Below are 18,178 nucleotides of genomic sequence, written 5' to 3' on the forward strand. Positions count from 1 at the left end.
TTACTGATATTGAAAACGGCTTCCAAATTTTGGAGGCCGTTTTTGTTTTAGGTTGTTGTACCAACTAATTTTAATCACGGTAGTCGCTGAGCAGGCACTGAGCATTGTAAACGTTTTATTTTATTTGAGTCAAACTTTCCGATGCTAAAATTTAGGTTTCGCTCATTGTTTTAATTGCTGCTATGCTGCCAATCTGAATGTTTCGCTTCAGATACGGGGCTCACTTTCTTGCTTCTAGTAATTTCCTCGGTAAACTAATACCCAATCCCCCGGGCTCTCTTGTTTAAATGACCTGTTGGAAATGCTTTCATCGGTTTGTGTCCATCTAAATTTAGTTACTCAGTTTCATTTGCTGCTGATTAATAATCCTCCTTTCATTTTTCTTGATTTTAAAAACCCTTAACCCTTTATCAGGTTAGTCTATTATAAAGTTTTAATATGGCAAACGTAGCAGACCAAATGGTTGAGATGTTGGTAGAAGCAGGCATCAAAAGAATATACGCCGTTACCGGCGACAGCTTAAATGAAGTAAACGATGCGGTGAGGCGCGAAGGCAGTATTCAGTGGGTGCATGTTCGGCATGAGGAGGCAGGCGCTTATGCAGCCGGCGCAGAAGCGCAGGTAACGGGTACTTTGGCCTGTTGCGCAGGTAGCAGCGGCCCTGGGCATGTGCATTTGATCAATGGTCTGTACGATGCGCATCGCTCCGGCGCACCGGTTATTGCCATTGCATCTACTATTCCAAGTTTTGAGTATGGTACAGAATATTTTCAGGAAACCAATACCATCAAGCTTTTTGAAGATTGCAGTTATTATAACCAGGTTGCTACTACTCCCAAGCAATTTCCCCGCATGCTGCAGGCTGGCATTCAGGCAGCGTTACATCGTAAAGGCGTTGCGGTTATTGGCGTACCAGGCGATTTGACGAGTATGGAACAGGTGGAGATCCTCACCGCAACAGCTAATTTTAACCCTCAGCCCGTGGTGCGCCCGTCAGATGCTGACTTGCTTCAACTAGCTGGTTTACTCAATCAACATCAAAAGATCACCATATTCTGTGGTATCGGTGCTGCCGAAGCACATGATGAGGTAGTTCGGCTGTCTCAAATGCTTAATGCAACCGTGGCTTATTCTTTTAGGGCCAAAATGGACATCCAGTATGATAATCCAAACGAAGTGGGCATGACCGGTCTTTTAGGTTTACCATCTGCTTACCATAGCATGCACGAAAGTGATCTGCTACTTTTACTGGGAACGGATTTTCCATATACGCCTTTCATGCCAACAGATTGTAAAATTGTGCAGGTAGATATCAAACCTGAACGCATTGGCCGCAGGGCTAAGGTTGAAGTTGGCTTATGCGGCGATATAAAAGATACGCTAACTGCATTATTACCTTTAATTTCACAAAATACGGATGATAGCTTTTTAAAGGCTCAACTGGAAGTTTATGCCGGGGTTAAAGATAATATGCAAACTTATGTAGCTGATGGAGGCAAAAAGGAAAAGATCCATCCGGAGTTCATTGCCAGTTTAATAGATGAATTGGCTACCGATGATGCTATTTTTACCGTGGATACCGGCATGAGCTGTGTTTGGGGATCGCGTTATATCAGTGCTACCGGCAAGCGTAAAATGATTGGCTCGTTCAACCATGGGTCCATGGCGAATGCTATGCCACAAGCAATAGGGGCGGCTTTAGCTTGCCCGGGCAGGCAGGTGATTGCCCTTTGCGGTGACGGTGGGCTGTCGATGTTGCTTGGCGATCTGGCAACTATTACCCAATATAACCTGCCCGTGAAGATCATTGTATTTAATAATCGTTCGTTGGGAATGGTGAAGCTGGAAATGGAAGTGGCAGGTTTAACAGACTGGCAAACCGATATGTTGAACCCGGATTTTGCGATGGTAGCCAAGGCAATGGGGATTAAAGGCATTACCGTAAAGGATCCGGAAGATGCCAAACAGGCCTTGCGCGAGGCGCTGATGTTTAACGGACCGGTGCTGGTGAATGTATTTACCGATCCGAACGCGCTGGCGATGCCGCCAAAGGTAGAAATGGCGCAGGTAAAAGGTATGGCGCTATCCATGACAAAATTAATACTGAACGGACAGATGGACGAAGTACTGGATACCGTAAAATCGAATTATAAACACCTGAAAGATTTAATTTAAAATCGAATCCTGTGAAAAAAGGCGTATCATCGCACGAATTAAAATTTCCCTTTTAAGGGAATAATTGGCCCATGAATACACGCAGACAGCGCATACTTACCTGGTTACTGGCCATCATTAGCCTTGGCTTTTTGGTGCTCACCGCGTTGGTGATCATCTATCCAACTTCACTTATTGATTTGGAGTTCTCTAAAGAGATACAAGAGCACCAGAATAAGTTTTTGGATACCAGTATGTCCATCATCAGTTTACCTGGTTACATGCCGGAGTCTCCGGTGATGATCGTTTTAACCAGCCTGGTGTTATTCATATTTAAGTACAAAAAGGCGGCAATATACGTACTGCTTACCATGTTGGCTGGTTTAGTAAGCACCATAGTAAAAGCGCTGATAAACCGTCCGCGTCCTGGTGATGATATTGTCAGGGTAGTATTCAAAACTACCCAGCAAAGCTTTCCAAGCGGCCACGTATTATTTTACGTGGTGTTTTTTGGTTTCCTTACACTTTTAATGTACCAGCTGGAAGGCGTTGCAAAAGGTCTGCGTATAGTTATTGGGGGGCTTAGCCTCTTCCTGATTTTTTCTATTCCATTCTCACGCATCTACCTCGGGGCGCATTGGTTTACAGATGTTTTAGGTGGCTTTTTATTGGGCTTATTATGCCTGTACCTGCTCTCGTGGTTTTACCTGCGCAAGCCTGCGGTTAGCGATGAAGCCCCAAAGCCGGAAGTGAAATAATAGTAAAAAGATATACGGATTAAATTTTTGGAATTTGAAACAGCATTCTCGATAGATTATCGGGTTTCATTTACTTTATGTACTGCTGAATTACCTGCTGCAATTGGCCTGCCTGGATCACCCCACTCTGGCGCCACTTGCTTTGCCCATTTTGGAAAACCATCAGCGTAGGCACGCTTTGCACCTTGTACGCACTGGCGGCAGCCGGGTTTTTATCAATATCAATTTTAATAATTGTCACCTTATCGCCAAGAGCATCTTTTACCTGTTTTAAAATCGGTGGCATCATTTTACATGGGCCGCACCATTCGGCGCTAAAGTCAACAAGAACTGGTTTGTCTGATGCGATGATATCCTGAAAGTTTGCCATTGTTTTAATCTCCTTTTAGTTTAAACGCTGAAAGCGGCAATACGTTTCAGGAATAACTTTTTAATTGCATTTACAAGCAGATGATTTGGGTATAAGAAAATTGTACATGCCTTATTTTAAAGTATGAAAGCACCAAATTTTCGTTAATTACTTTCCTTGTTGACCACCTAAGCCAGAAATAGTTTTTTTTGCACGCCATAAACGGTTTAAATAGTAGGGTTTACAGCAACTTAATTTATCTTCGCAGTCAAAATTTTCACAAATGGCAAAGGCATCTGAAATTAAAGTAGGAAATATTTTACGCTTTAACGGCGAACTGGTAACCGTAACAGAAGTATTGCACCGTACCCCGGGTAAGGGCGGCGCTTTTTATTTAGATAAATTTAAGAATATTAAAACCGGCAGGATCGTAGAGGCTCGTTTGGCAACCGACGAGCAGGTTGAAATTTGCCGCGTGGAAACTAACGATTTTCAATACCTGTATGAAGACGGTGATTACATGGTGATCATGGATAACACCAGTTTCGACCAGCATAACATTCCTAAAGCATTGTTTGGCCCGGCTGTTAAATTCCTTAAAGAGGGGATGAGCGTCATCGTTTCTTTTGAAAGCGAAGAGCCAATAATGGCGACCGCTCCAAATTTTGTTGAGCTGGAAATCACTTATTCCGAACCGGCTGTTAAAGGCGATACCTCTTCAGGTGCGCTAAAATCGGCGACTACAGAGAACGGCGTAGAAATTAAGGTTCCTCTTTTTGTAAACCAGGGCGACCGTGTAAAAGTTGATACCCGCACAGGTGAATACGTGGAGCGTGTGAAATAATCAATGACTCCATTGCAACATCAAACAGGCCCGGTCATCAGATTTGGGCCTATTTTGTTTCGACAGGGATGCAGAGCGCGAATTTGTGCTATTTTTATCCGCAAGTATTTAGACAGTGGAAGAGATTCTGAGGAACCAGATAGAGAAAATTGTTAAGCTAACCGATGAAGAGTTTAGGTTTGTGCTGTCTCACTTCGATATCAGGTCGTATAAAAAACACCAGTATGTGCAACAGGCGGGCAATTCAGCGCCAAATGATCACTTTGTGGTGAAAGGGCTGTTGCGATCTTTTTTTACAGAGGAAAGCGGCAAAGTACATATTTTACAGTTTACTATGGAAGACTGGTGGATCTCCGATCCGCAGGCTTATCACAATGCGCAGGCGGCAACGCTAAATATTGATTGCCTGGAAGATACCCAGTTATATACCATTTCATTAGCAAAGCGGGAGCAGCTTTGTGCTGAACTTCGAAAAATGGAATACTTTTTCCGCAAAAAAACGCAGGCGGGTTATATCGCCCTGCAAAAACGGATTCAGTCGTTAATGAGCCAAAGCGCAAAAGATCGTTACGATCAGTTCCTTTCGCTTTATCCGCAACTTTCACAGCGTTTGCCTAAAGCGCTTATCGCCTCCTATTTAGGTATCTCCCGCGAAACACTCAGTCGCATGGCCGACCATTGATGTGACTTTTGTCACTTGATTTTTGTGAGCTATGTCCTTTGTAGCGCAACATTGCTTCCCCACCTTTGTTGCGTAAATACAATCGTAACAAATACCATGAATAAAATAGCATTAGTAGTAGGCGCAAGCGGTATCACCGGCAGTAATCTGGCGAATGAATTACTAGCCAACGGATGGACTACCTACGGGCTAGCCCGTAAACCGAATATGGAAATTAACGGCCTTTTGCCGGTTTCTGCTGATCTTTTAAGCACAGAGAGCCTAACCAAGGCATTGGCAGATATTGCCCCCACCCATGTTTACATCACCAGTTGGATGCGGAATGACACAGAGGCGGAGAACATCCGTGTGAACAGCCTGATGGTGCGCAACCTGCTGGACGTGTTATCGGTAAAAAAATCCGTGCAGCATGTGGCACTGGTAACAGGGCTTAAACACTATCTCGGCCCATTTGAGGCTTACGCCAAAGAAGGTTTTTTACCAGAAACCCCGTTAAGAGAAGAACATCCCCGCCTGGACATAGAAAACTTTTACTATGCGCAGGAAGACGAAGTATATGCCGCCGCCGCTCGCGATGGCTTTACCTGGAGCATTCACCGTCCGCATACCGTTATCGGTAAGGCAGTGGGCAATATGATGAACCTGGGCACCACGCTGGCTGTATATGCCACTATTTGTAAAGAAACTGGTCGTCCGTTTATCTATCCGGGTTCTGCTGCACAATGGAACGGCTTATCTGATGTAACCGACGCAAGGGTGCTGGCCAAGCAATTGCTTTGGGCATCAACCACAGATGCGGGTCGCAACGAAGCCTTTAATATCGTCAACGGCGATGTATTCCGCTGGAGCTGGTTATGGAAACAAATAGCAGATTATTTTGGTGTAGAGGCTTCCGGCTTCGATGGTAACATTCACCCGCTGGAAGCAGAAATGGCTAATGATGCACCGGTTTGGAAAGATATTGCCGAGCGCTACCATTTAAAAGAACATGATCTGAGCCGCCTTGCATCCGCCTGGCACACTGATCTTGACCTGGGGAGGCCGATAGAAGTAATGACAGATATGTCTAAAAGCCGCAAACTGGGTTTTGCCGTTTACCAAAAAACCAGCGACTCGTTTTTTGATCTGTTTGACCAGTTAAAAGCTGAGCAGCTGATTCCGTAATTATCGCACTAGAAATTAATAGGAGGCCCTGGTCTATATATATCGTAGTTACGCCATATATAGATCGGGGCTTTTGCTAATAAGTATCGAGTATAATTAGCCTAATCTAAAATGAAATACATAACCGGTTTGATACGCCGATTTGCAGTATCCGATTCCAAGTTATTTTAATGAAGTACTTTCTTTAAATCTTTTGCGGGCTGAAGAATATGGCTGTCTTCCAGCCAATCGGCCAAACGATCCGGCCAGTGGTTGATAGATTTTAGCTTTCGGTTGGTGCCCATGTTAAAGGCATGATCACCTTGAGCGTATAAGTGCATCTCTACAGGCACTTTGGCATCGCGGTAGCGTTGCAATAATTGGATAAGCGGTAGTGAACAGCAGGCATCGTCATTCGCCGCCACTAAAAATGCAGGCGGGGCATCTGGCGCAATCCGTTCCGGCACATAGGAAGGGCCAGGATACACTTGCACAATAAAGTTAGGCTTAGCGTTTACACGGTCTATTGGGTCGACGGATTGAGAGTTGCCCTCGTAGCCGCCAAATGCAATCATATCTACCACTTCGCCACCTGCAGAAAAACCCATCAGTCCAATTCGGTTTGGGTCGATGCCAAATTCAGCCGCCCGGCTGCGAACCAGGCGCAAGGCCCGGTAGCCATCCTGCTTGGCATGGACTTCTATTTTGTAAGGAGATAACGTGTCGCGGCCCAATCGATATTTCAAGATGAAAACGGTAATGCCTAAATCGTTGTAAAACTTAGCCGGCGCGACACCTTCAGCATTATAAACTAATAATCGATGACCACCGCCAGGGCAGATAATCACTGCCGCGCCATTAGCTTTACCCGCAGGAGGGCTATAGACAGTAAGGGAGGGGTTATGGATGTTTTTTACCCAATAGTCTTTGGCCTGCTCGGGTTCATTGCGGCGGCTTTCAAAACCTGGCGCACCTTCCTTCCAAAGAGGAATAACAGTCTGCGCTCCGGCTGCAAAGCCGTAAAATAGCCCAAATGTTACCAGAAGCGATTTAATAGCGTTTTTCATTATGGCGATATAAGTTTTTACAGAAAACAGAAAATTCACTATCAAAATAGCAGAACAAATGGCTTACTGAGACATGAAATTTTTCCACCACGCTGAAACAAGCGGGCCTGTTACTTCTGTTGGTTTACCTGGTTCTGGTAAAAGTAGCTTAATATTTTTGTCTTTGCTAGCATTTACCAGTCTTTCTGCCGGCTCAAACCAGGCGTGCGGAGCCAGGTTAAAAGTACCCCAATGGATACCCATCATTATGTTGCCCCGCAGGTCCAGATGGGCGTTGGATGCATTATCGGGCCCCATGTGGATATCCGCCCAGTGCTGTCCATACGCACCAATTTCCAGCATGGTTAAATCAAAAGGGCCGTAGGTATTCCCGATCTCCTTAAAATCGGGGGAGTAGCCGGAATCTGCACCGAAATAAATATTATGCTTTGGCCCTTTAATTACAAATGACGACCATAAAGTTTCATCCCGGTTGATGATGCCCCGCCCCGAAAAATGCCTTGCCGGTGCAGCGGTGATATTACAATTGCCTATCATCACGCTGTCGCCCCAGTCTACTTCATGTATATAGTTACCTGCAATGCCCCAGCTTTTGAGGTACCGGGCAACGCCCAAAGAACAAATAAAGGGGACATGCTTATCGGCAAAGAACTTGATCGTAGCTTCGTCCAGGTGATCATAATGATCGTGAGAGGAAATGATCACATCCAGTTTGGGGAGTTCGGCCAGGGTAATAGGTGGCTGAAAGAAGCGCTTAGGCCCAAATGCCTGGGAAAATGACACACGCTGGCTCCATACCGGATCGGTAAGAATACGGATGCCATCAACTTCAATCAACAAACTGGAATGCCCCACCCAGGTAACCCGCAAACCGCTGGCAGGAGGCGTATCGTAAACAGATACATCTGTTTTAAAAGGGCCAAGCGGAATTTTTGGCGTATTCTCTGCCTTATTATTGATGTATTCTTTTAGGATAGGCACAAACTTTCCAAATCCGGCGGATTCGGTTGGTATGGTATTGATAAACTTGCTGCCCGATTTGTGTGATCCGGATAAACTCATGATTTCGCTGTTAGCAGTAATATAACTTTGCAAAAACGCTAATGTAAATAGTTTGGTTTATCTGGCTGACTTATTTCAGTAGGAATTCAATACTTGCATCGCAAAATTGCAATAGTGTGGCAGGAAGTGTATTCGGCAGGTAGGGATGTGTTGCATTAAAAACATGGTCGGCCCCTTCTATTACAGTCAACCCGGCATTTGGCTGTGCTTTATGCAGATCTTCGGCGTGGCTTAAGGGTACGCTGGTATCACCGTCGCCATGTACAATGAGCCAGGGCTGGCTTATTGTGGCAGCTTTGGCAGCAATATCCAAACGTTCCGGGTTATTCTCCAGATCGTTTAACAGGCTAACTTTGTATGGCATGTTTTGACCCGTGCGCGAGTTGGGCAGGTACATTACGCCCTGTAACTTCCATTGCTCTTCGGCTTGTTTTGGCCATAGGTTATAAAAGCTGGAAATTGCAGCCATCGTAACCAGTTTAGTTATACGTCTATCTTCGGCTGTTTTAATGATACTAATACCGCCGCCCATGCTGTGGCCAATAAGGAAAACACTACGTACTGCAGGGATATATGATCCGCCGCAGGTAAAATCAATTACTGCATTTAAATCCTCCAGCTCAAAACTAAAAGTGTTGTCACTAAAGGCGATCAGGTCGGTAAAGTCCAGTGGGCTTACAGTTGTGGTGCCATTATGCGAAAAATTAAATTTGAGGAACCGAAAGCCATTTTCGGCAAAGTATCGGGCTACCAGGTTGTGCGTGCCCCAATCCTTAAACCCCCGGATACCATGGGCGAATATTACCAGCGGGGCGCTAGAGTTGGTGTCGTCGAAAGTAACATCGGCCAACATGGCCCTGCCTTTGGCACCCGGGATGGTATAGTAGTTTTTGCGGATCATAAGCGCAATTTAGTCATGATGCAGCAAAAAAATCATCGCGATGAAATTTTTTGTGACTACATAAAACAGGCGCGTTAACTATAGGTCATGCGTGCTTGTTTAGTAGACTTGGTTGTAGCTTATATTTTCTTCCCGTTAAAGCTGATATTGTACAAGTCCGTCCGCCTGTCTTTCAGATTCTGTACACTACCGTATTCGTGCAATTCGTTTAATATGGAAAGATCAACATCTGCTATTACGATCATCTCGCTGTTCGGTGTAGCTTCAGATTGGATCCCATTGGTAGGAAATCCAAAATCCGATGGCGTGAACACCGCCGATTGTGCATAAGAAATACCCATGTTGTTTACATTGGGCAAATTGCCAACGCAACCTGCAATAGCTACGTAACATTCGTTCTCTACAGCGCGTGCCTGGGCGCAAAACTTAACCCGGTTATAACCATTTTGGGTATCGGTAAGGAAAGGGACAAAAAGAATTTGCATATCCTGGCTGGCCAGTATTCGCGATAATTCCGGAAACTCGACATCATAGCAAATGAGGATGCCTATCTTACCTGCATCAGTATCAAATGCGATCACTTCGTTTCCGCCGCGCATCCCCCAGGAATTAATTTCGGAAGGGGTGGGGTGGATCTTAGTGGTTTCTTCCATACTGCCGTTCCGCCTGAAGAGGTAAGATACGTTGTACATCGAATCATCTTCGATCTTGGGCATGCTTCCCGCAATGATATTAACATTGTAGGATACGGCTAGTTTTGCAAAAGCCTCTACAAGCGGCTGCGTGTACTGCGCCAGTTCGCGCATTGCCTTGGCCGAATCAAGGTGATTATAGTCCGCCATCAACGGTGTGTTGAATAATTCCGGAAACAGGATGAAATCCGATTGGTAATCACTCACCGCATCCACAAAGTATTCAGCATGCTTCATCAGCTCGCTAATGTTACTGTACGGGCGCATTTGCCATTGCACCAGGCCTATCCGCACAACCGTTTTATGATTAATTGCCGTAGTTGGTTCTTCAAAATAAACATTGTTCCATTCTATCAGTGTAGCAAATCCTTTACTGCGGCTATCTTCCGGGAGGTAATTACGCAAAATTTTGCGCACATGGAAGTCATTTGCCAATTGGAATGACAAGGTAGGATCATAGATCTCTTTGTATTTTACCTTGTCGATATATTGTTTTGGCGTAAGATCATTTTGAAACTTTTGGTAATTGGGTATTCGGCCACCTGCAATAATACTTTTTAAGTTGAGGTTTTCACATAGTGATTTACGGGCCTCATACAAACGGCGGGCAAGGCGCAATCCTCTATATTTAGGATGCACAAAAATATCTATACCATACAACACATCACCTTTATCTGTATGTGTTTTAAAGGTACTGTCGCCGGTAATTTGTTTGTAGGTATGGGTATCGCCAAATTTGGAATAGTCCACTATGATGGAAAGCGCACAGCCTACCACTACATCATTTACAGTAACACAAATTTGCCCTTCGGGAAATAGTTTGATCAGTTTTTTAATAGACGCGGCATCCCAGTAATCCTCATCCATATCGATGTAGGCCGATTTCATCGATTTTTTTAATTCCTGATAATCCTGTACATCGAGATTACGTAGTTCAATACTTTGCAAATCCATAATTTCGTAACGGGTATTTACTGCAATTGTTTGATGATATTAGTCCGAAAGTACGAGCAGTTGCAAAGGCTGATGATTGATCTGTAAGCTCTTGTAGTAAAATGTACAAGCATTGTTCCGGCTTCCTCTCGGTTACTTACGGTGCCACCAGGCCCAGAAGATCAATAATGGCTGAAGTACGATCAGCCGGATCCAGGCGATTAATGGTGTAACCATTAGTTTACCTAAAAGGAATGGTGCATCTGCAACCATTTGGGTATGAACCGGGATGAAAGCGATCAGCATCAGAATAATTCCGTAAGCGCCAACCTTCCGGGTTCGCGGACTTATTAATAATAATGCAAATGCAATCTCGAAAAATCCGGCCATTATGTTTAAGACCACAGGAAAAGGCAGGTAAGCAGGTATGATGTGGATGTAAGAATCCGGACTGCGAAAGTGGTTAATACCTGCAAGCGTGTAGCCAATGATTAGAATTATCAGGCTGATTTTTTTAAATGTTTGCATTATTCATAGTTGAGATATTTTGAAAAACGAAATAAAGGCCAAATAAGATGAAAGTTTTTGCGAATTACGCTTAATTTATAAACATTCTAAATACTTCTGTTTGACAAAGCCTTGACATTGCAACCCACGTGGTATATTACTTTTGTGGGGTCAAATTTAAAACTGCTTTGAAGTATCTAAAGGTAATAGCTTTTACGCATAAACAGATTGAGCTGAAGGAATTGGGAAAGTTGGTTATATGCCAGGAAAACCTTACCGATAAGTTGCATGAAGTTAAAGCACGTTTTAACATAGGCGAAATATTTTACCTGGCTACCTGTAACCGCGTAGAATTTGTGCTAAGCACCCCTCAAAAGGTAGACAGGCAGTTTGCCCAGGAATTTATTGAGGCATTGGAAATTGGTCTTTGTTCACACGCAATGGGCACTTTTTTAGATGCTGCCTCTATCTACGAAGATCATGCTGCTATGGAGCACCTTTTACGCACTTCATGCTCGTTAGAGAGTTTGATCGTTGGCGAAAAGGAGATCCTTGCTCAATTACGCAAAGCTTACGACAACGGCCGGGAAGCCGGGCTTACCGGTGATAAACTTCGCCTCATTATGGAGTGTGTTGTAAAAACGGCCAAGGAAGTTTACACTTATACTAATATTTCAAAGAACCCAATTTCGGTTGTTTCCCTGGCTTATCGCAAATTGAAGGATTTGAAGCTTTGCTCAAACGCGCGGATCCTGATCATTGGCGCCGGAGAAACCAATAGAAATATCTCCAAGTATCTTCAAAAACATAGGTTCTCCAATTTTTCGGTTTTTAACCGCACCCTTTCTAAGGCGCAGCAATTAGCTAAAGATCTGGGAGGAGAGGCTTTTGAATTGGAAGACTTAAAGAATTATAGTAAAGGCTTTGATGTGATTATTACCTGTACCTCTGCAGTAGAACCCATCATAACCCCGGAAATTTACACCTCGTTATTAAACGGGGAAACCGACCGCAAAACCATTGTGGATTTGGCTATCCCCAATGATACGGCAGCTGAAGTGCTGGAGCAATTTGAAGTTAACTTTATTGAAGTACACTCGCTTAATGAAGTAGCCAAGAAGAACCTGCAGGAACGCTACCACGAACTTACACATGCTGAGGCTATCATTGAGCAAAACATCAGTGAGTTTTTGGTGATGCTGAAGCAACGCCGCATCGAACTAGCGATGCGCCAGGTGCCGGAGAAGATTAAAGAGATCCGTAACAATGCTGTGAATACCGTTTTTGCTGATGAAGTACAAAGCCTTGACAAGGAATCGCGTGAGATCCTGGAAAAGGTGATGAACTACATGGAGAAGAAATATATCAGTGTACCCATGATCATGGCGAAAGATATAATGATCAACAGTAACTAAATCTTATTGCATCCGCATACATTATGTAAGCTGCCGCGAGTTTAGCGAAGCGTAACTCGTGGTGTTGCACAATTTAAGCTTCCAGCTTAAATTATAAAGAAAACAAATATCAATTAATCCTTTGTTAAGCTGCCGCGAGTTTAGCGAAGCGTAACTCGTGGTGTTGCACAATTTAAGCTTCCAGCTTAAATTATAAAGAAAACAAATATCAATTAATCCTTTGTTAAGCTGCCGCGAGTTTAGCGAAGCGTAACTCGTGGTATTGCAATTTAAGCTTCCAGCTTAAATTATATAAAAATCAATTTATCGATTAATCCTTTGCCACCTGCGTAATCTCTAGCACTGCTGTATAGATAATGTTCAGGCTCGTCCACCCAACCTGCAACTACAGGATTATTGTGGATATATTCAAGTTTTTGGTCTAGTACATGATTGCTCCAAAGTTCGATGGGGTGATTTCCCTGCTGCCAAAACTGAAATTTTTCATTATTTGGATTTGCCCGGCCATCACGTTCAAAAAACCAGAGCAGCCAGTCGCGCCTGCTCTCCTGCGGATTTTCGCTTATTGCTGTGGTCAGTTTTTTTGAAGTATGTCGTTTAATATCTCTCATAATGTTTTCCAAAGGCTGGCCGGTTGTGCCGATGATGAGATGTACATGGTTGCTCATGATCACCCATGCATATAACTCTAGTCCTTTCATCTCTATGCAATACTTCAAACTGTCTACAAGTATCTCCTTATACACGCGCCGGGTAAACACATCGATCCATCATATAACTGTAAAAGTTACAAAATACAGGCACTGCTGGTCGCGAAATTTATAGTTACTGCTCATGCAGGTAAATTAATAAATTGTGTTTAAAGCTGGAAGCTTTAAACATGTATTGCCACGAGTTACGCTTCGCTAAACTCGCGGCAGCGTAGGTTACGCTTCGCTAAACTCGCGGCATCAGAGTAACGGGCTACCCTGAGCTAAATTCTCCACAGTCGCCAGTGTTTGAAATTTATTTCATTAGCTTTATTTATAAAAAGCTATGGGCCTTATTACTCCAAATATTATTGTATCAAATCCAATCCCTCGGCAAACAATTATATATTATTCAAAAGATGATGCGGTTGTGAAATTGACTGGGACGCTTATTTTCTTGTGCATAGGCATAAATTTCCTTTGCACAGATTTCACTTTAGCCGGCGCGCCTATTGCCATTTGTGCTATTTATCAGTTCTACCTTAAGAGCAGAATTCTTTTAGACTCCCGTCCGCAAATAATAATAAGTCTGAAAGGTATTCAAACTGCTTCTGCGGCATTTTGTAAATGGGATCAGGTACTAGAGTCCAAAGTATCAGGCAACTTTGAGGGCAGAGGGGCCAGACCATGCCTCGAATATCGATATCATAATGTCAAAGTGAAATTAAGGGTCGATCATTTGAATATCACTCCTCAAAATCTCCATACCCTGTTAGCCTACTATCAACAACCTTGGGTGTTTCGTAGTAACTGTTAATAAGTGCACCGGTCAAATTCACCAGCTTTAACCTTTCGCCTTTAAGCTTTTACCTTTCCTGGGTCATATTGTTGCAATTCGTTCAATTACGGTTCCGTAACCTGCCGTAAAAAATTAAATTTGCAGTAAAAATTAATACCCGTTGGACAGAAAAATAATAATAGGAACGCGTGGCAGCGAATTAGCTTTATGGCAGGCCAATTTTGTAAAAGATAGCCTGGAAGCGATACACATATCCGCCGAACTTAAAATTATAAAAACACAGGGCGACCGCATCCTCAACCTCAGCTTTGATAAGCTGGAAGGCAAAGGCTTTTTTACTAAAGAGCTTGAAGAGGAACTGCTGGCCGGTACGATAGATATTGCGGTACACTCACACAAAGATCTACCTACTGAAAACCCACCCGGATTGGTAATTGCTGCGGTTTCAGAGCGGGAAGACCCTGCCGAACTGCTGCTTATCCTAAAGGATTGTGTAGATGTACGTCAGCGCTTGTCTGTTAAGTTTGGCGGCCTTATCGGTACATCATCCAATCGCCGCAAAGCTCAGCTATTAGCCGTACGGCCGGATTTGGAAATAAAGGAACTTCGTGGAAACGTAGGCACCCGGATAGGTAAGCTGCGCGATGAGAAATATCACGGGATTATGCTGGCAAAAGCCGGTGTGAGCCGACTGGGGATCGACCTGAGCGAATTCCATGTAGAAGAATTAGGGCCCACAGAATTTATCCCGGCCCCTGCACAGGGAGTGCTGGCGATACAGATTCGTGAAAAGGACCATATCCTTTACGAAGCATTGCAGGATCTTAATCATCCTGACGTAGCTGCGCAGCTTTCGGTAGAACGTAATATATTGAAGTTATTTGGAGGTGGTTGCCACCTGCCGCTTGGTGTTTACTGCCGTAAGGATGATGATAAATACCAGGTGTTTACCTCAAAAGCCGAAGACGGCGAGGGTTTTCCGGACAGGCTCTTCATTGAGTCGGATACTTTGGAAAATTTACCTCAAAAGATAGTAGCTAAGTTTGCTAAAGACAGGACGTTCCCATCTAAAGTATTTATTTCAAGGGATATCGGCTCCGGAAGCTACTTCCGCAGGGCGCTGGAAAAAAATAAGATAGAAATAGAAGCACGTTCTCTTATTCGTACCGTACGAACCATTACGCGTTTTGATAGCTATATCCTCAAACATATCGATTGGGTATTCTTCACCAGTAAAAACGCGGTTGAATACTTCTTTCAGCTTAAGCCTCAGTTTACTAAAAATGTAAAGTTTGGCGTAATGGGTACCGGCTCGGAAGACATGTTGCGTAAAAACGGCTACTTTGCCGATTTTGTTGGCGAAAGCAACGATACCACAGAGGTTGCCGCCGATTTTGCGGCTATAGCGAATGGTTTAGCGATATTATTCCCCGGAGCAGATAATCCTATGAGGAGTATACAGCAAGGTTTATCTGCTGATACTAAAATTATCGATCTGCCGGTTTACGAAACCGTGCTCGAAGAAAATGTACAGCAAACCGGTGCTGATATCCTGGTATTTACCAGCCCGAGCAACGTTGAAGCTTATTTTATAGATAATCTGCTTCAGCCGCAGCAGAAGGTCATTGCCATAGGCAAATCTACAGGTAAAAAATTCGAAGAAATGGGTGTAAGCTACAAATTGCCTTTCTCTCCGGATGAAATAGGTTTGGCAGAAGCGGTGTTTGGGATGTGAGCCCTTAACCCCTAAAGGGGAATTGTAGTGGGCCAATTAATAAACAAAAAATTCAAAAAACTCCCCCTTCAGGGGGATGGGGGGCATATGTTACAACGACCAAGAAGAAATCGTAAAAGTGAGGTTATTCGACAGATGGTTCAGGAAACGCATGTAAGTGCGGCTAACCTGATCTTTCCACTGTTTATTGTGGATGGTGATAACCAGAAGACCGAAGTAGCATCCATGCCCGGTATATTTCGTTATTCCATTGATAACCTGCTGCGCGAAATAGAAAGCTGCATGAAATTAGGGTTAAAGTCTTTTGATTTATTCCCAAATATTCATGATGACTTTAAGGATAAATACGCTACTGAGAGCCACCGCGAAGAGAGCCTTTACCTGCGCGCCATCCGTGCGGTGAAAAAGGAATTCCCCGAGGCATGCGTAATTACCGATGTAGCGATGGATCCTTACAGTAGCGACGGCCATGATGGCGTCGTAGAGAACGGTGAGATCATTAACGATGCTACATTAGAAATTTTAGGCAAAATGGCATTGGCCCATGCCCGTAGTGGTGCCGATATTATTGCGCCAAGCGATATGATGGACGGCAGGGTTGGGTATATCCGCAAAACACTGGATGATGCCGGCTTTAGTAACGTATCCATCATGTCATATTCAGCCAAATATGCCAGTGCTTTCTATGGTCCTTTTAGGGATGCGTTGAACTCTGCACCCAAATTTGGAGATAAAAAAACCTACCAGATGAACCCTGCCAACCAGCGTGAAGCTTTGATAGAAGCGAACCTTGACGAACTGGAAGGGGCCGACTTCCTCATGGTAAAACCCGCTCTGGCCTACCTGGATGTGATCAAACTAATAAAAGACAATACCGAACTGCCTGTTGCTGCCTATAATGTGAGCGGCGAATATGCAATGATAAAAGCTGCGGTACAAAACGGCTGGCTAAATGAGCAGCGCGCCACCATGGAGGTGCTTACCAGCATCCGCAGGGCAGGTGCTACAGCTATACTAACTTATCATGCTAAAGAAGTGCTGGAAAATAAGTGGCTGTAGGGCAATATTGAATAAAGCAGCATTGCATCCACCATGGCAATGCCGGTACTAAATATAAAAAGATGCAAATACCTGATATCAGCAGAGCAAAATCTGCAGCATTATACGAAAAAGCAAAGACCTATTTCCCCGGAGGCGTTAATTCCCCGGTAAGGGCGTTTAAATCTGTTTATGGTACACCACTTTTTATTGAAAAAGGCGATGGGAGCCATATCTGGGATGCGGATGGCAATGAGTTTATAGATTTTTGCTGCTCGTGGGGGCCACTGATATTGGGGCATAACCATGCTGCTGTTCGTAATAAGGTGATGGAAGTGATGCAGAACGGAATGTCCTTCGGGGCACCCACTGCGCTGGAAAATGATCTGGCAGAACTTATTCTGAGCAATAACCGCTATATCGAAAAGATCCGTTTTGTAAGCTCGGGTACCGAAGCGGTAATGTCTGCCATCAGGCTGGCAAGGGGCTATACCAAACGCGATAAGATCTTGAAATTTGAAGGCTGCTACCATGGGCATACTGATGCTTTATTGGTAAAGGCCGGCTCCGGACTGGTGACTTTTGGGGAAAGCTCATCTGCAGGCATTCCAAAAGCCTTTGCTGATGAAACAATTGTGGTTGGTTTAAATGATACCTATGCGGTTGACAAAGCCTTTGCCGATTTTAAAGACCAGATAGCAGTAGTGATCATCGAGCCCATTCCTGCTAACAATGGCTTATTACTGCAAACTAAAGAATACCTGGAATACCTGCGTGAGGTGTGTACCGCCAATGGTAGTATGCTGTTGTTTGATGAAGTGATTTCTGGCTTTAGGGTAGGCTTTGAAGGCGCTGCCGGCTATTACGGTATCCAGCCGGATATCATAACTTACGGTAAGATCATCGGTGGTGGGCTGCCGGTAGGCGCTTATGGCGCATCGGCAGAAGTAATGGATCATATTTCACCGGTAGGTTCAGTTTATCAGGCAGGCACTTTATCCGGCAATCCGGTTGCTATGGCAGCAGGCGTAGCGCAGTTGGGTGAGTTGGTAAAACCGGGTTTCTATGAAAGCCAGCTGCAGACAACAGAAGCATTTGTTGAGGGCATTCGTAAATTCGTGGCCGAGCGTGGTTATGAGTTCAAGGTTTTTACCATAGGCTCTATCTTTTGGTTTGCCTTTACGGATAAGGAGAGCATTCGTACAGCAGATGATATCGACCCGGCCAGCATGCTTAAATTTAAGGTAATGCACCGGGAACTGATCAACCGCGGTATTTATTTAGGTCCTTCAGGCTACGAAGTTGGCTTTATATCGTCAGCCCATACAATAGCCGATTTGGAAACAACAAAAACAGCTATCTTTGATAGCCTTGATATCGTGTTTGGAAACCAGTAGGCAGTTAGCAAAC

The 18,178-nt window shown here is 44.1% G+C and carries 16 protein-coding genes and 1 pseudogene; 10 read left to right on the plus strand and 7 right to left on the minus strand.

Annotated features, from left to right (window positions below; all coding sequences use genetic code 11):
• Positions 1-438: 438 nt before the first annotated feature.
• Complete coding sequence (locus tag A0256_09430) at positions 439-2,175, plus strand: pyruvate dehydrogenase (protein AMR31630.1); 1,737 nt, start codon at positions 439-441, stop codon at positions 2,173-2,175.
• A gap of 71 nt (positions 2,176-2,246) precedes the next feature.
• Entirely contained in the window at positions 2,247-2,912 is a 666-nt protein-coding gene (locus A0256_09435) for a hypothetical protein (protein AMR31631.1), read from the plus strand.
• 70 nt (positions 2,913-2,982) lie between these two features.
• On the opposite strand, the gene A0256_09440 is transcribed toward A0256_09435, so the two are convergent.
• On the minus strand, positions 2,983-3,282 hold the full coding sequence (locus A0256_09440) for a thiol reductase thioredoxin (protein AMR31632.1): 300 nt from the start codon (positions 3,280-3,282) through the stop codon (positions 2,983-2,985).
• Positions 3,283-3,544: 262 nt separating this feature from the next.
• On the opposite strand from A0256_09440, the gene A0256_09445 reads away from it, so the two are divergent.
• From A0256_09445 to A0256_09455, 3 genes are all read left to right on the plus strand, one after another.
• On the plus strand, positions 3,545-4,105 hold the full coding sequence (locus A0256_09445; protein ID AMR31633.1) for an elongation factor P: 561 nt from the start codon (positions 3,545-3,547) through the stop codon (positions 4,103-4,105).
• A 115-nt stretch (positions 4,106-4,220) separates the two neighbouring features.
• Entirely contained in the window at positions 4,221-4,787 is a 567-nt protein-coding gene (locus tag A0256_09450; protein ID AMR31634.1) for a Crp/Fnr family transcriptional regulator, read from the plus strand.
• A 96-nt stretch (positions 4,788-4,883) separates the two neighbouring features.
• Positions 4,884-5,951, plus strand: a complete 1,068-nt coding sequence (locus A0256_09455; GenBank protein AMR31635.1) for an NAD-dependent dehydratase — start codon at positions 4,884-4,886, stop codon at positions 5,949-5,951.
• 167 nt (positions 5,952-6,118) lie between these two features.
• Here A0256_09455 and A0256_09460 read toward each other — a convergent pair whose 3' ends face one another.
• From A0256_09460 to A0256_09480, 5 genes are all read right to left on the minus strand, one after another.
• Positions 6,119-6,985 (minus strand): 1,4-beta-xylanase, encoded by an 867-nt coding sequence (locus A0256_09460; protein ID AMR34494.1) that lies wholly within the window; start codon positions 6,983-6,985, stop codon positions 6,119-6,121.
• Positions 6,986-7,060: 75 nt separating this feature from the next.
• Positions 7,061-8,059 (minus strand): MBL fold metallo-hydrolase, encoded by a 999-nt coding sequence (locus A0256_09465; protein ID AMR31636.1) that lies wholly within the window; start codon positions 8,057-8,059, stop codon positions 7,061-7,063.
• 70 nt (positions 8,060-8,129) lie between these two features.
• A complete protein-coding gene (locus A0256_09470; GenBank protein ID AMR31637.1) occupies positions 8,130-8,960 on the minus strand; it encodes a hydrolase in 831 nt (276 codons plus the stop codon).
• A gap of 119 nt (positions 8,961-9,079) precedes the next feature.
• Complete coding sequence (locus tag A0256_09475; GenBank protein AMR31638.1) at positions 9,080-10,606, minus strand: carbon-nitrogen hydrolase; 1,527 nt, start codon at positions 10,604-10,606, stop codon at positions 9,080-9,082.
• Between the two features lie 132 nt (positions 10,607-10,738).
• Positions 10,739-11,113 carry a DoxX family protein gene (locus tag A0256_09480; GenBank protein ID AMR31639.1) on the minus strand — a complete coding sequence of 125 codons (375 nt, stop codon included), beginning with the start codon at positions 11,111-11,113 and terminating at the stop codon, positions 10,739-10,741.
• Between the two features lie 167 nt (positions 11,114-11,280).
• Between A0256_09480 and A0256_09485 the strand changes: the two genes are divergently transcribed.
• Entirely contained in the window at positions 11,281-12,507 is a 1,227-nt protein-coding gene (locus A0256_09485; GenBank protein AMR34495.1) for a glutamyl-tRNA reductase, read from the plus strand.
• Between the two features lie 287 nt (positions 12,508-12,794).
• Here A0256_09485 and A0256_09490 read toward each other — a convergent pair.
• Positions 12,795-13,343 (minus strand): annotated as a pseudogene (locus A0256_09490) (transposase).
• Positions 13,344-13,542: 199 nt separating this feature from the next.
• Between A0256_09490 and A0256_09495 the strand changes: the two are divergent.
• The 4 genes from A0256_09495 (at position 13,543) to A0256_09510 (ending at position 18,165) form a co-directional block, all read left to right on the plus strand.
• A complete protein-coding gene (locus A0256_09495) occupies positions 13,543-14,013 on the plus strand; it encodes a hypothetical protein (GenBank protein AMR31640.1) in 471 nt (156 codons plus the stop codon).
• A 142-nt stretch (positions 14,014-14,155) separates the two neighbouring features.
• Positions 14,156-15,730, plus strand: coding sequence for a porphobilinogen deaminase (locus A0256_09500; protein AMR31641.1), 1,575 nt, complete (start codon positions 14,156-14,158; stop codon positions 15,728-15,730).
• Positions 15,731-15,817: 87 nt separating this feature from the next.
• On the plus strand, positions 15,818-16,789 hold the full coding sequence (locus tag A0256_09505) for a delta-aminolevulinic acid dehydratase (GenBank protein ID AMR34496.1): 972 nt from the start codon (positions 15,818-15,820) through the stop codon (positions 16,787-16,789).
• A gap of 62 nt (positions 16,790-16,851) precedes the next feature.
• Complete coding sequence (locus A0256_09510) at positions 16,852-18,165, plus strand: glutamate-1-semialdehyde aminotransferase (protein AMR31642.1); 1,314 nt, start codon at positions 16,852-16,854, stop codon at positions 18,163-18,165.
• The last annotated feature ends 13 nt before the right edge of the window (positions 18,166-18,178 follow it).

Source organism: Mucilaginibacter sp. PAMC 26640 (genome assembly GCA_001596135.1).
In the GTDB taxonomy this organism is placed as follows: domain Bacteria; phylum Bacteroidota; class Bacteroidia; order Sphingobacteriales; family Sphingobacteriaceae; genus Mucilaginibacter.

Coding starts and splice junctions, on each gene's coding strand:
- A0256_09430 (AMR31630.1), top strand. CDS start 439: ATGGCAAACGTAGCAGACCAAATGGTTGAGATGTTGGTAGAAGCAGGC.
- A0256_09435 (AMR31631.1), top strand. CDS start 2,247: ATGAATACACGCAGACAGCGCATACTTACCTGGTTACTGGCCATCATT.
- A0256_09440 (AMR31632.1), bottom strand. CDS start 3,282: ATGGCAAACTTTCAGGATATCATCGCATCAGACAAACCAGTTCTTGTT.
- A0256_09445 (AMR31633.1), top strand. CDS start 3,545: ATGGCAAAGGCATCTGAAATTAAAGTAGGAAATATTTTACGCTTTAAC.
- A0256_09455 (AMR31635.1), top strand. CDS start 4,884: ATGAATAAAATAGCATTAGTAGTAGGCGCAAGCGGTATCACCGGCAGT.
- A0256_09465 (AMR31636.1), bottom strand. CDS start 8,059: ATGAGTTTATCCGGATCACACAAATCGGGCAGCAAGTTTATCAATACC.
- A0256_09470 (AMR31637.1), bottom strand. CDS start 8,960: ATGATCCGCAAAAACTACTATACCATCCCGGGTGCCAAAGGCAGGGCC.
- A0256_09475 (AMR31638.1), bottom strand. CDS start 10,606: ATGGATTTGCAAAGTATTGAACTACGTAATCTCGATGTACAGGATTAT.
- A0256_09480 (AMR31639.1), bottom strand. CDS start 11,113: ATGCAAACATTTAAAAAAATCAGCCTGATAATTCTAATCATTGGCTAC.
- A0256_09495 (AMR31640.1), top strand. CDS start 13,543: ATGGGCCTTATTACTCCAAATATTATTGTATCAAATCCAATCCCTCGG.
- A0256_09505 (AMR34496.1), top strand. CDS start 15,818: ATGTTACAACGACCAAGAAGAAATCGTAAAAGTGAGGTTATTCGACAG.
- A0256_09510 (AMR31642.1), top strand. CDS start 16,852: ATGCAAATACCTGATATCAGCAGAGCAAAATCTGCAGCATTATACGAA.